This window comes from Paenibacillus marinisediminis, from assembly GCF_054343325.1.
This window is the reverse complement of sequence record NZ_JBTGUH010000008.1, coordinates 167,064-180,488: the sequence shown is the minus strand read 5'-3', so window position 1 is coordinate 180,488 and position 13,425 is coordinate 167,064. Positions and strand designations below refer to the sequence as shown.

Genomic DNA, 13,425 nt, shown 5'->3' with positions numbered 1-13,425 from the left:
GACATTTATCTATTAGATAGTAATATTGTGAATGTCAACAATGTTTAGACAGACTGTGAAGAGGTGTACGATATGAGACAATGGTTTATTAGAGTAGCGGATAAACGTTCCTTGAAGCAAAAGTTTTTTTTCTTGTTTATAGTTATATTGATCGGATTCATGACGACAGGAATTGTCTCATTAAGCCAAGCCAATAAGCTGATGAACAGCTTAGATGAAATGTACAATACGCATATGAAGTCGGTAATCCGGTCGGAAGGCATGATGATTTCCTTCAAACAGGCTACTGCTTACTTAGAACGAATGGCAGAAAGTGAAGATTTGAACGTAGCCGTATGGCACTGGGAAGATTATGAGCGTTATATGAAGCAAGTGAAAGACGCCCACTCCGACTTTATGTCGCTGCAGACGAATTTAGGCATAAATGAAACGCTGAATCAACTGAGCAGTAACCTTTTGAAGATGGAACAGATGGCGAATGAAATACATAGATTGGCTGAACATAAAAATTTTACTGCTGCCCAAGAGCTATATGAGGACCAGGGGGCTCCGCTGAACAAATTAATGTTCGATCAGATGAAGAGTCTGGAAGGCGCCAGTTTAAAGGCATCAGAGGATATCTATAACAGTAATCAGGCAAGTGCGAAGTCCGAAATGTGGAAGAGCATGATCATCGTTATCGTGATTTGCGCTTTCGTGGCAGGGATATGCATCTTGATTATGCGCTCGGTTAATCGACCTGTCATGAAGCTTCAAGCTTTAATGGCGAAGGCTGCGAGCGGAGATCTGCGCGTGGAATGTGATGAGTTAAGCAACAATGAGATGGGCAAGCTATCACAAAGCTTTAATCATATGATCCATAGCTTGCGTGATTTGGTATTCCATATTAAGTCCAGCAGCCATCAGCTGGCCGACAGTGCCTCCCATGTTGCGGATTATACCGAGCGGTCGCACGAGAATGCGAAGCAGACGGTAAGTACGATGGGATTGGCAGCTGAGCGGGTGAACCAGCAGCAGCTCTCGACATCCGAAACGTCTACTGCTATGGAAGAGATGTCGAGAGGGATTGAAGACATCGTCAATGCAGCTGGAGAAGCTATGGAGCTGGCAATCGATGCTGGAGTTCATTCTCAAGCTGGAACCGTACAGATGCAGCAGGCTATCGATAAGATGAAGCTGATTCGCAGCGCGGTTGAAAGTGCTGCAGCTGTTGTACAAGAGATGAATGAGTATTCTGCTTCAATACATAAGGTAGTTGCCACCGTTCAAGGTATAAGCAAGATGACCAGCTTGCTGGCCTTGAATGCCTCTATTGAAGCCGCGCGTGCAGGTGAGCACGGTCGGGGCTTCAGCGTCGTAGCGGAAGAAGTGCACAAGCTTGCGGCCCAAACCAGCGACTCGCTGAAGGATATAGAACAAGTTATTGCTAACTTGAGCCTGGGCACTAGTCATGTTAATGAGGCAATGGAGGATGTGCAGGAGCATGTGAACAGCGGTGAGCAGACGATAGAGCTTGCGGGGCAATGCTTTATGGAGATTGACCTTCAAGTGCAGCAGGTTTCAGCCCAGATGCAGGCGGTGTCCGCAGCTACCGAAGAAATGAGCGCGAGCTCTGAAGAAATTGCCGCCTCTACAATCGAAGTTTCGAAGCTTGCAGATCAATCGATGCAGGACACTCAGCATGTGATGAATATGACGAAAGACCAACTGGAATCGATGAGTCAAATATCAAGCACGGTGGAAGAGCTGCATAAGCTGTCGGATGGCTTGGAATCGCGTGTTAATCAATTTGAATTGGAATAAATGAACCTTGATGCGGAAGACTCTTATGCCGTCGGCGTAGGGGTCTTTTTATCTGCGCTGCGTAGAGAAATTATTACCTTTGGATTTTAGGGAAATACCAATATACAATGGGTTTAATAATTATGCAAAAGCTACATGATATCTTACAGAGTATGAAGGAGTGAACGTTTGCAGCATGTCCAAGAAGCAATCTACTTCAAGTCAGACGCAAGGGACAAATCTAGGCACAACTGATCAATTTAGCTCGACAGGGTTCATATTGGCGGCTATCGGCAGCGCTGTTGGACTAGGTAATATGTGGAAATTCACATATGTAACAGGAGAGAATGGCGGTGGAGCCTTCGTCCTGCTATTTATATTTTTCTTATTCATTGTCGGCCTCCCGGTATTGCTTGGCGAGATGGCGATTGGCCGCGCTGGTCGCGGTGACGCCGTACATGCATTCACGAAGCTTTCAGGCAAGAAATGGTGGGGTATCTTGGGCTTTATCGCAGTACTGGCGGCATTCCTCATTTTGACTTACTACAGTACGATCGCTGGTTGGACGCTGCACTATGCGGTGCAATCGCTTAACGGCGAGCTGTTTACCCATACGGACTTCGCTCAGTTCTTCGATGAATTCACTGGCAGCTATTGGCCAATCATATGGCAAATTGTTGTACTGGCACTCTGCTTTATCGTTATCGCGCGCGGTATCTCCAGCGGTATCGAAAAGTTCAATAAGATCGTTATTCCAAGCTTGCTCGTTTTTCTCGTTATCATGTTGTTTCGCAGCTTGACGCTTGATGGCGCAGCTGAAGGAATTCGCTATTTCTTGTATCCGGATTTCTCACAATTGACATTCCAGTCCGTACTTATGGCGCTGGGTCTAGCCTTCTTCTCGTTATCACTAGGTATGGGGGCTATGCTTACGTATGGAGCCTATGTAGACAAGCGTCAGTCGCTTCCGAATGCGACCATCGCGGTTGGAGCTGGTAATCTGGCGTATGCATTGATGTCTGGCTTGATCATATTTCCGATTACATTTACATTTGGAATCGCGCCTGACCAAGGCCCCGGGCTTATCTTTGTGGCACTGCCCGCAGCGTTTGCGTCGATGCCGTATGGCAGCCTGTTTGGCGGCATATTCTTTGTCCTGCTAGCTATTGCGGCGATCACTTCATGTCTGGCTTTGATCGAAGTGCCGGTAGCCTTATTGATGCGCAAGTTCTCTATGAGTCGAGTGAAGGCGGCGACCGTGTTCATGATTGCGCTATATGTGCTGGCATTGCCTGTTACGCTCTCATCAGGCGGCGTGCTGACCGATTACGTCGTTGGCGGCAAGAACCTGTACGACTGGGTTGATTTTATTACATCCAACGTGATGCTTCCGCTCGGCGGATTGTTCGTAACTTTGCTTGTAGGCTATGTATGGAAAGAGTCCAGAGCAGAGACCGGCTTGTCCAATGGCTGGATGAAAGTTTGGTATGTCTCCATGCGCTACATTATACCGATTCTGATCGTGTTGATCTTGCTGTCATCCATCGGAATTATTTAATAGATGGGATCCTGTCTCTTGCGGCAGGATTCTTTTTTTGATGAAAAATCAAAAATTTTGGAGTTGTTTAAATAATTTTGTGTATTTTGATGCAACCTTTCTCGAGCAGGCACGTCTAGGGGGTGTAGCTGAACAAGCAGCAAACTTGTTCCTCGATTCGGAAGAATCATGAAGGGGAACTCCCATAACTTACATAACACAGGAGGTAATCATTATGAAATCATGGTCTAAACTACTCGTTACAACAACAGTCGTAGCAATGATGGCAATTCCGCTGACAGCAGCAGCAGCACCAACAGAAGTTCCAGGACATGTGGTGATGCCAGTAAACGATGTGAAGAAACCAGAAGCAGTTGCTACTAAAGGAATCATCACTGAAATTGTTCATAACAAGTACGGTACTTATGCAATGCTCGAAGGAAAAGGCGTTAAATCAGGTAATCAAGAAGTGATTCGTCTCAATTTGGGCGATGATGTTGTAGTGAAAGATCAATACGGTAAGAAGGCAGACCTGTATGAAGCGGTTAAGAACGAATGGACAGTAACGGCGACTTATGGTCCGGCAATGACGATGAGCATTCCTCCGCAGTCCGCTGCAGTATCGATCACTGTTGAAGTTCCAGCGAAGCAGGAGCAAGAAGCGATCGTATCGACAGGCGTCATTACAGATGTACAAGAGATGGATGGCAAGAACAAAGGTGACGATTACTACCGCGTTACAGTAGCAGGCGCTAACCCTGTTATCCTGAATGTAAACAAAGATACGAAGATCGTAGATGAGAAGGGCAAGAAATTGAATGTAGATGCACTGGACAAAAACGTCAACATTACAGCAACATACGGTCCAGCAATGACAAGAAGCCTTCCTCCAATCGCGACAGCAGAAAAGATTGTTGTTCACAACGCGACTTCTAAAGTTGAAGGAACAGTAGCTAGTGCGGATCACAACAAAATTCACGTTGATGTGAAAGCTGACGGCAAGATCGAGAACGATATGATCTTGAAGATCAAGAAAGACACACCAATTGTCGATGTTAATGGTAAAAAGGTAGCGGTTTCTGATCTGAAAAAAGGCACGAAAGTAGTTGGATACCACTCCCAAATCGTAACAGGTTCTATTCCAGCTCAATCACATGCTGATATGATCATTGTTCAAAATGAAGTGAAATAATGAGGAAGGGCGCCAGAGATGGCGTCCTTTTTCATATTCCAGAACATACAACAGACCCAACTACTCATCATGATCCGGACGAGTCCGCCTTGAAACAGACACTTTTCAAAAATGCGATAAATGCTATAATGGATAGCAATATCAAGCGCACTATATGCGCATAGTATGGAGGCGTAAGGCTCGAATGGGCATCTTGATGAATCAACACCACATCTATTTCTCAGGTGATTCTTATAATGGTCTGCCAGAGCTGTTAGCTGTGATGGAGAACGGTTCGCAGCGACAATCTGCAGAAGCGGCCCATGAATGCTTCGACCAGCTGATGCTTGAACCGCTGTCGAATGATTACGCGCAAATATTTATTCCGTTACTAATCGACCTGCTTCATATTCGAGACAAGTCAGTAGCTAAGTCTGTAATCTTGAATCGAATATCAGAGTTTCTGATTCAGGAATGGGACGGGCATGATGTATTTGGAGTTACAACATCATATGGACCAACTCGAGCTGACTCATCAGCGGGAAACGCCATTTGGCGTCAAATGATGACGAATAGATTACCGCAATTAATCGACTTGCTGCATGAAGAGGAAGCAACAGCTATTCAAGCTATCTATGCGATCCATTTATTGCAGAGTGACGATGAACGGATTGAGACAGCGCTTCTTGAGGTCACACTGCATACGTCATCTCCTTATGTACGACTTAATGGATTAATAGCTTTGGCTGATATGCGACGACGCGCGGGGACATCGTTTAATCCGTCTATTGCGTTCGGTCAGATGAGCCAACAACCATTATATGAAGCGATGCGCGCTGTCAGTATGGGGATCATGTCGAATGGCGGCGGGATGCGTGAAATGGATATGGATATGCTGCTAAGCGGAATGGCTATGCCTCGTTCTGAGCGCTCTTTATTTCCATGGGCGGATGGTTCGCCGACTGCTTGCTGTGCGCAAGCGGCACGCCTTGCTATTCATCAGCTCGGATGGAGCGACAGCCAGATGCTAAAGTGGTGGCGCGATGCGCTCCAAAGCGCAATTACAGGTCATCAACACATGAGCAAGCTGGTTACATGGGAAGTTGGATATTCGAAAGTACAGTGGGATGAGGAATTCCTACAATGGCATTGGAACGCGCCTATGCTGGTGGCAGATAATATGCTGCGATGGCGGTTCAGCAGCCTCGAGACGGCAGGTCCGTTTGAGGAGCAGCCGAAGATGCTGCGCGAAGCCTTGCGGCTCATTGTGGAGCACTCGGTAGATGTTCCATTTGCATCCGCATATGGTATCAAGCATTTGCTGTATCCTGCACATTATCAACATAGAAAGAAGTAGAGGGTATCCTCTGATACCCCCGTATTGGTTTAAAATAGGCAAGGCGGATCATTTATCCGTCTTTTTTGGTTTTTGGCGGAAGGGAACTGCGGTTTTCGCCTGCTCGATCGTATCGTTGACGAACGCCATATCTTGATTTTTGGCTTGCATGTTTGTAGTGCCGACATAGTTGCCGCGATGAGTCTTATTTTCCATCGTTCAAGCCTCCTTCACTGCCGTTAGGCAGCTCTCGGTATGATGTGATCGTCTATAGTGTGGAATCAAGCTCGGCGTCCTATTCATTTTACGAAATGGGGTTAGATGGCTAAAGTGTTGGCGGGCAATTCTGTGTTATAATATATGTAAGTGGTTCACTTGTTTCAAATGGCAACAAAAAATCTAGTCTATGACTAGGTTTTTTTGATGTTGTTGGTTATAATGGGTAGGGTATTTTTTTTGAGAATAGAAGGAGACGTCTGGAAACGTTGTTTAACATACAGATTTAGAAGCTGCTTTTTACGAGAGGCGATTATTAAACGGCGGACCAATGAACGTTGATTATACATGACAACAACTAAGGAGTGGAATAAATATGGCATTGAAAGCAGGGATCGTAGGACTACCTAACGTAGGAAAGTCGACGTTGTTCAACGCAATTACACAAGCAGGTGCTGAATCAGCTAACTATCCGTTCTGTACGATTGATCCGAACGTAGGTGTCGTTGAGGTACCGGATGAGCGTCTTATTAAATTGACTCAGTTGGTCGTGCCTAATCGCACAGTTCCTACAGCGTTTGAATTTGTTGATATTGCAGGTCTTGTTCGCGGCGCAAGCAAAGGCGAAGGTCTCGGCAACAAGTTCCTTGCTCATATTCGCGAGGTAGACGCGATTGTTCACGTTGTACGCTGCTTCGAGGATGAGAACATTACGCATGTTGATGGTAAGATCGACCCGATCAGCGATATTCAGACAATCAACCTTGAGCTGATACTCGCAGACTTGGATTCGGTTGAGAAGCGCCTGGATCGTACGAAGAAGAACATGAAGGGCGGCAACAAGCAGTATGCGGCTGAATTAGAAGTGCTGGAGAAGCTGAAAGAGTCCCTATATAACGATATGCCGGCTCGCAGCGTGGAGCTGAGCGACGAAGAGAAGCTGGTTGTTCGTGACCTTCATTTGTTGACGATGAAGCCGGTTCTTTATGCAGCTAACGTTAGCGAAGACGAAGTTGCTAACTCAGAAGATAATCCGTTTGTAGCGAAAGTCCGTGAGTTTGCATCGCAGGAAGGTGCAGAAGTAGTGCCGATTAGCGCAAAGGTGGAATCCGAGATTGCTGAGCTTGAAGGAGAAGATCGTGCGATGTTCCTTGAAGAGCTTGGACTTGAATTCTCCGGTCTGGATCGCTTAATTCAAGCGGCTTATCGTTTGCTTGGACTGTATACTTATTTTACAGCGGGTGTACAAGAGGTGCGTGCTTGGACGATTCGCAAAGGCATGAAAGCTCCGCAAGCAGCAGGTGTTATTCATAGTGACTTTGAGCGCGGCTTTATCCGTGCAGAAGTTGTATCTTATGATGACCTGGTAGCCGGTGGATCGATGAATGCTGTGAAGGAGCAGGGCAAGCTTCGTCTAGAAGGCAAGGATTATGTCGTTAAGGATGGCGACATTATGCATTTCCGCTTCAACGTATAGTTGGGGCTTCTGATATAAAACTGGAGAGCGCGAGTGCAGTCTCCGCAATAATATAAGATAAGAGGTGAACCATTATGATGCTAGATCGTTTGCAATCGCTCGCTGATCGCTATGAGAAGCTGAGTGAATTGTTATGTGACCCGGATGTGACGAACGATACGAAGAAGCTGCGTGACTTGTCGAAGGAACAGTCCGATCTTCAGGAGCCATATGAAGCTTTTATGGAGTATAAGACCGTCGTGAGTGAGCTGGACGGCGCTAAAGCAATGATGCAGGAGAAGTTGGACGACGAAATGCGTGAGATGGTTAAGATGGAGATCGATGAGCTCTCTCAGCGCGAAAAAGAGCTAGAAGATAAGATTCGTATCCTGCTTCTGCCTAAGGACCCTAACGACGATAAGAACGTTATCGTTGAGATTCGCGGCGCTGCCGGCGGTGACGAAGCAGCATTGTTCGCAGCTGACCTGTACCGTATGTATACACGTTATGCAGAGTCTCAAGGCTGGAAGACAGAGCTCATGGAAGCAAACATCAATGACCTGGGCGGCTTTAAAGAGGTTATCTTCAGCATTAACGGCAAAGGCGCATACAGCAAGCTGAAGTATGAGAGCGGCGCTCATCGCGTACAGCGTATCCCAGTGACAGAGTCCGGCGGACGTATTCATACTTCGACATCTACTGTAGGGGTAATGCCGGAGATTGAAGATTTCGAAGTGGAGATCCTGGATAAGGATATTCGCGTAGACACGTTCTGTTCCTCTGGCGCAGGCGGTCAGTCGGTTAATACGACGAAATCTGCGGTTCGTGTCACGCATGTTCCTACGGGCATCATGGCGACATGTCAGGACGGCAAGTCGCAGAATGACAATAAAGCGAAGGCGCTGCAAGTATTGCGCGCGCGCATCTACGATATTAAGCGTCAAGAGGAAGAAGCGAAGTATGCGGGCGAACGTAAGAGCAAGGTCGGTACTGGTGACCGTTCTGAGCGCATTCGCACATACAACTTCCCGCAAAGCCGTGTAACCGACCATCGCATCGGTTTGACGCTGCACAAGCTGGATCAAGTGATGAGCGGTGATATGGAAGATATCATTCAAGCGCTCACGTTGACGGAGCAAGCGGAATTGATGGAGCGGGAGAACCAAGTATGATGCAGGGGCGCGAAGCGGAAGGAACGGAAGCGAATTTCCGCCTCGAATGGCCCTGCACAATAAGAGAAGCCTGGGTTCAGGCTTCTTCTTATTTATCCGGCCATGGAGTCGCGGACGGGCCCCATCATGCGGAGCTGCTGCTGCGGCATGCGCTGCAGTGGGAGCGTACTCGCTATCTGATGGGGCTCGTTGAGCCGCTTGCGGCGGAAGTCGCTGAGCCGTTTGCCGCGATGATGATGCGGCGAGCGGCTGGTGAGCCCACCCAATATATTATGGGTGAGGCATGGTTTTACGGTCTGCGCTACGAAGTGAGCGCAGACGTGCTCATACCGCGCCCAGAGACGGAGCTGCTCGTCGAGGCGGTGCTGGCCGAGGCCGATCGCCTCTGGGGCCAAGACGCGGCAGCTGCGGCGCTCCGCGTTGCCGACATCGGCACGGGCAGCGGCGCGATCGCGTGCACGCTGGCGCACGAGCGTCCGCAGTGGCGCGTGAGCGCGGTCGACATCTCGCCAGCGGCGCTTGCCGTGGCGCAGCGCAACGCCGAGCTGCTTGGCGTGGCCGCACAGCTCGAGTGGCTCGAAGGCGACCTGCTCGCGCCGCTGGACGGCCGCGCGCTGGACATCTTGGTGTCTAACCCGCCGTATATACCGGCGTCTGACATCCCTGATCTCCAGCGCGAGGTGCGCGACTTCGAGCCGCATACCGCACTCGTCGGCGGTGCTGACGGGCTCGACCCGTACCGCCGCATGGCGGATACCATCGCGCGCTGGAACAATCCACCGCTCCTCGTCGCGTTCGAGCTTGGCATGGGCCAAGCCCCTGTCGTTGCCGACCTCGTCCGCGCCGCCGGATACCGCGAGATACGCATAATAACAGACCTAGCTGGCATCGACCGCCACGTGCTAGGTATTCGTTCATAACAGCTTTACAGGGAGCCTGCCACTTTGCAGGCTCCCTTTTTTTGAATATGCAATAGCTCTAAAGAGGAAACATCCAGCTTTTCTAAGTTGCTTGATGAGGTTAACTAATTTTAGCTGAACATCCTCAATCGAATAATGTACAAAAGAATATCTACAGCAGCATTAATGATGAACCTGTAAATGTGAATCACGCCTCGCCCTTGTGAAAATAACAACAATAGGTAACAAAGTCCTCTGTCGTCGACATCTGACCATTATCCCATTGACTCAGAAAGATCGGACAAGCATAAATGAACAGCCTGTACAACCTGATCCAAAGGGAGAGTGGTGAGAGGCAAGAGAAGGGTGTACATAGGTCCTCCGACTATTATCCCCAATGCTCAGGAGAATGAAGAGAGCACGACAGAAGGCCAGCTACCATAGACAAAGGGAGAGTAGTGAGAGGGAAGTGAATGGAGCACAAGCTCTTCGACCATTATCCCCAATACTCAGGTGAACGGAGATAGCACGACAGAAGGCCAGCTACCTGAGCCAAAGGGAGAGTAGTGAGAGGGAAGCGGTGGTTGCACAAACCCTTCGACTAATATCCCCAATGGTCAGGTGAACGGAGATAGCGTGACAGAGGGCCAACTACCTGAGCTAAAGGGAGAATAGTGAGAGGGAAGTGGCAGGTACACAACCCCTTCGACCGTTATCCCCAATGCTCAGGAGAATGAAGATAGCACGACAGAAAGCCAGCTACCTGAGCTAAAGGGAGAGTGGTTAGAGGCAAGATAAGGGTGTGCATAGTCCCTTCGACTGTTATCCTAAATGCTCAGGAGAATGAAGATAACACGGTAGAAAGGCAGTTGCCTGAGCCAAGGGGAGAATAGTGAGAGGCAAGTGAATGGTACACAAGCCCTTCGACTATTATCCCCAATGCTCAGGTGAATGTAGAGAACACGTCACGAGGTCAGCTACCTGAGCTAAAGGGAGAGTAGTGAGAGGGAAGTGAGGGTATACAAGTCCTTCGGCTGTTATCCCCAATGCTCAGGTGAATAGAGAGGTCACGTCAGAAAGGCAATTACCTGAGCCAAAGGGAGAGCAGTGAAAGGGAAGTGAATGGTGCACAAGCCCCTCGACTATTCTCCCCAATGCTTAGGTGAATGGAGAGATCGCGTCGAAAGGTAGTTACCTGAGTAAAAGGGAGAATAGTGAGAGGGAAGTGGTGGGAACACAAACCCTTCGACCATTATCTCCAATGCTCAGGTGAATAGAGAGATCACGTCAGAAAGGCAATTACCTGAGCCAAAGGGAGAGTAGTGAGAGGGAAGTGAGAGGGAAGTGAGGGGTACACAAACCCTTCGACCGTTATCCCCAATGCTCAGGTGAACGGAGATAGCACGACAGAAGGCCAGCTACCTGAGTCAAAGGGAGAATAGTGAAAGGGAAGTGAAGGGTACATAGTCCCTTCGACTGTTAACCTAAATGCACTGGAGAATGGAGAGAGTGCGTCAGAAAGGCAGTTACCTGAGCCAAAGGGAGAATAGCCCAAAGGGTTGGGGAGGGTTATATATTAATTATGGCTGAGAGTTTAGTTGCTCGACTCAATTGGAGATATTAGGTGTTTGAGAGTGAGGGTATATTTTAATAGATTGATAGGTTTAGCTCGGTAAGGTTGGGGACATAATGATGGCTAAGAGGCGCGCCCAACCTCACAAGGAGCATGACCATCATGCAAATTAAAAAAGTTATAAAAGCTGTAATGCTAGGGTCGATCTTAGCAGGCGCTGTGATGAGTTGGGGAACTGTAGTATTGGCTGGTTCGAATGGGAATATTAATGAATCCGCACGTGTATATGTGAATGCAGCGGAGGATTCTAAAAATAATCAAGCAGGTGCTGATATTATTCCGACAGATGCGATTCGTTTGCGTATCTTGGCAAATTCGGACAGTGATGAAGATCAGGCTGTTAAACGAGAAGTGCGCGACCGTGTGGTTGAGCTGATGAATGGCTGGCTGGAAGACGGTAATGTACCAAGTACGAGAGATGAAGCTCGAGTGTTGATTGAAACGAATCTAGAACAACTGCAGCGGGTAGCAAATGATGTACTGGAGTCAGCGGGCATCTCTTATAAGGCAGTAGCAGAGCTGAAGGTGGTTCCGTTTCCCGCTAAGCTCTATGGAGGACGAGTTTATCCTGCTGGCGATTATGAGGCTCTGCGGATTACGCTAGGTGTGGGAGAAGGTCAGAATTGGTGGTGTGTGCTGTTCCCACCGTTATGCTTTGTTGATGGAACCCAGGGTACGGCGACGGCTAAAGCAGAAACTGGAGCTGATGGGGATGAGCAGAAAGAGAAGGCAGGTAAAGCTGATCAGGATGGATCCAGCAAAGAAAGTACAGCTTCCAACAATGCTGAGGACAGCGCATCAGCGGATAATTCAGATCAGACAGAGCGTGAAGTGAGATTTTTTCTGTGGGATATGCTTGTAGCAATTGGAGAATGGTTTCAGGCTATGTTTACTGCCATTTTTGGTTAGTTTATATCATATATGGATTGACACGATCCTGTATAATGAGTAGAAGAATAAGGAGGATGTCGGACGCATGTGTCGACATCTTTCTTGCATTGCACGATAGTTAGCGATAGAAGGACGGATCAACATGGAACTAGTTAATCAAGATGCTGCGCTGAATCAGGCGTGTAAGAACGATAACGATATAGATACACGGTGGTGGTCGCTGAATGGGCTGCAAGGGCTAAAGCGAGAGGAAGCCATTCGCGAGGCGGCTCATTTGTTGGCTGCGGGGCAGACCGTTGCGTTCCCGACAGAAACGGTATATGGATTGGGCGGCGATGCCGGCTCGACGGAGGCTGTTGAGGCTATATTTGCAGCTAAGGGGCGTCCTTCGGACAATCCGCTTATTGTCCATGTGGCAGACCGTGCGCAGGTGGATGCATTGGTTAAACCGTATGGGGAGATAGCGGCACGTCTGATGGAACGTTTCTGGCCGGGACCGCTGACGATTGTGCTGCCGGTACGTGAGGGTGCGGTATCGCCTCGCGTTACGGCAGGACTTGATACGGTGGCGGTACGGATGCCGGACCACCCGGTGGCGCTGGAGTTAATCCGCGCCTCCGGGTGTCCGATTGCGGCGCCGAGTGCGAATCGCTCGGGGCGCCCAAGTCCGACGCGCGCGGAGCATGTGCGCGCGGATCTGGCCGGTCGCATCGCCGGTATCGTAGACGGCGGCGCGACCGGCGTTGGTGTGGAATCGACCGTCGTGGAAGTGAACGTGAACGACGGCTCGATTCATGTGCTTCGCCCAGGCGGCATCACGCCGGCGATGCTGAAAGAGGTGTGCCCGCGGGTAACGATAGATCCCGCGGTTGATCCGGAGCGCGGCATGCTGCGCGAGTTGCCTAAGGCGGCGTCTCCGACGCTGGCAACCGATAAGCGGATGTCCGCGCAAGCGCCGCGGTCGCCCGGCATGAAGTATACTCATTACGCTCCAAAGGGCGTAATGTCACTCGTGCAGGGCGATTCCGCGGATGCGGTGTCGGCCTATATTCAGACCGACCTCGACGACGCTAAGCGCCGCGGAGAACGGACTGGCGTACTCGCCTTCAGCGAGCACGCCAGTCGCTACCGCGCCGACGTCGTCGTCGAGCTGGGCAGCTTGGCTGACCTGAGCCAAGCCGCCCAGCTGCTCTATGACGCCCTGCGTCAATGTGACGACGCAGGCGCCACATACATTTTGGCCGAGACATGTCCGGCCGAAGGGATGGGCTTGGCGGTGATGAACCGCCTCGTGAAAGCCGCCGGCCACCGTCTCGTCCGTATCTAACGGCA

General features: G+C 49.4%; 11 protein-coding genes. 10 read left to right on the top strand and 1 reads right to left on the bottom strand.

Annotation, left to right across the window (positions count from 1 at the left end; all coding sequences use genetic code 11):
• Positions 1-72: 72 nt before the first annotated feature.
• The 5 genes from ACXX53_RS17555 to ACXX53_RS17535 all read left to right on the top strand — a co-directional run bounded on the left by ACXX53_RS17555 (position 73) and on the right by ACXX53_RS17535 (position 5,847).
• Complete coding sequence (locus ACXX53_RS17555; RefSeq protein WP_458569973.1) at positions 73-1,803, top strand: methyl-accepting chemotaxis protein; 1,731 nt, start codon at positions 73-75, stop codon at positions 1,801-1,803.
• A 175-nt stretch (positions 1,804-1,978) separates the two neighbouring features.
• Complete coding sequence (locus ACXX53_RS17550) at positions 1,979-3,340, top strand: sodium-dependent transporter (RefSeq protein ID WP_458569972.1); 1,362 nt, start codon at positions 1,979-1,981, stop codon at positions 3,338-3,340.
• Between the two features lie 40 nt (positions 3,341-3,380).
• Complete coding sequence (locus tag ACXX53_RS17545; RefSeq protein ID WP_458569971.1) at positions 3,381-3,512, top strand: hypothetical protein; 132 nt, start codon at positions 3,381-3,383, stop codon at positions 3,510-3,512.
• A gap of 42 nt (positions 3,513-3,554) precedes the next feature.
• Positions 3,555-4,511: a hypothetical protein gene (locus tag ACXX53_RS17540; RefSeq protein ID WP_458569970.1), complete on the top strand. Its 957-nt coding sequence runs from the start codon at positions 3,555-3,557 to the stop codon at positions 4,509-4,511.
• Between the two features lie 196 nt (positions 4,512-4,707).
• On the top strand, positions 4,708-5,847 hold the full coding sequence (locus ACXX53_RS17535; RefSeq protein WP_458569969.1) for a hypothetical protein: 1,140 nt from the start codon (positions 4,708-4,710) through the stop codon (positions 5,845-5,847).
• Positions 5,848-5,895: 48 nt separating this feature from the next.
• Here the strand turns inward: ACXX53_RS17535 and ACXX53_RS17530 are convergent, their stop codons facing one another.
• Positions 5,896-6,042: a hypothetical protein gene (locus ACXX53_RS17530; RefSeq protein WP_458569968.1), complete on the bottom strand. Its 147-nt coding sequence runs from the start codon at positions 6,040-6,042 to the stop codon at positions 5,896-5,898.
• A gap of 376 nt (positions 6,043-6,418) precedes the next feature.
• On the opposite strand from ACXX53_RS17530, the gene ychF reads away from it, so the two are divergent.
• The 5 genes from ychF to ACXX53_RS17505 all read left to right on the top strand — a co-directional run bounded on the left by ychF (position 6,419) and on the right by ACXX53_RS17505 (position 13,420).
• Positions 6,419-7,519 (top strand): redox-regulated ATPase YchF, encoded by a 1,101-nt coding sequence (gene ychF, locus ACXX53_RS17525; protein WP_458569967.1) that lies wholly within the window; start codon positions 6,419-6,421, stop codon positions 7,517-7,519.
• Positions 7,520-7,596: 77 nt separating this feature from the next.
• The gene (gene prfA / locus ACXX53_RS17520) at positions 7,597-8,670 is read left to right on the top strand and encodes a peptide chain release factor 1 (protein WP_458570029.1); all 1,074 of its coding nucleotides are present in this window, start codon (positions 7,597-7,599) and stop codon (positions 8,668-8,670) included.
• Entirely contained in the window at positions 8,667-9,590 is a 924-nt protein-coding gene (gene prmC / locus ACXX53_RS17515) for a peptide chain release factor N(5)-glutamine methyltransferase (protein WP_458569966.1), read from the top strand. The genes prfA and prmC overlap by 4 nt, the downstream gene beginning before the upstream one ends.
• Before the next feature lie 1,714 nt (positions 9,591-11,304).
• On the top strand, positions 11,305-12,111 hold the full coding sequence (spoIIR, locus tag ACXX53_RS17510; protein ID WP_458569965.1) for a stage II sporulation protein R: 807 nt from the start codon (positions 11,305-11,307) through the stop codon (positions 12,109-12,111).
• A gap of 124 nt (positions 12,112-12,235) precedes the next feature.
• Complete coding sequence (locus ACXX53_RS17505) at positions 12,236-13,420, top strand: L-threonylcarbamoyladenylate synthase (protein WP_458569964.1); 1,185 nt, start codon at positions 12,236-12,238, stop codon at positions 13,418-13,420.
• The last annotated feature ends 5 nt before the right edge of the window (positions 13,421-13,425 follow it).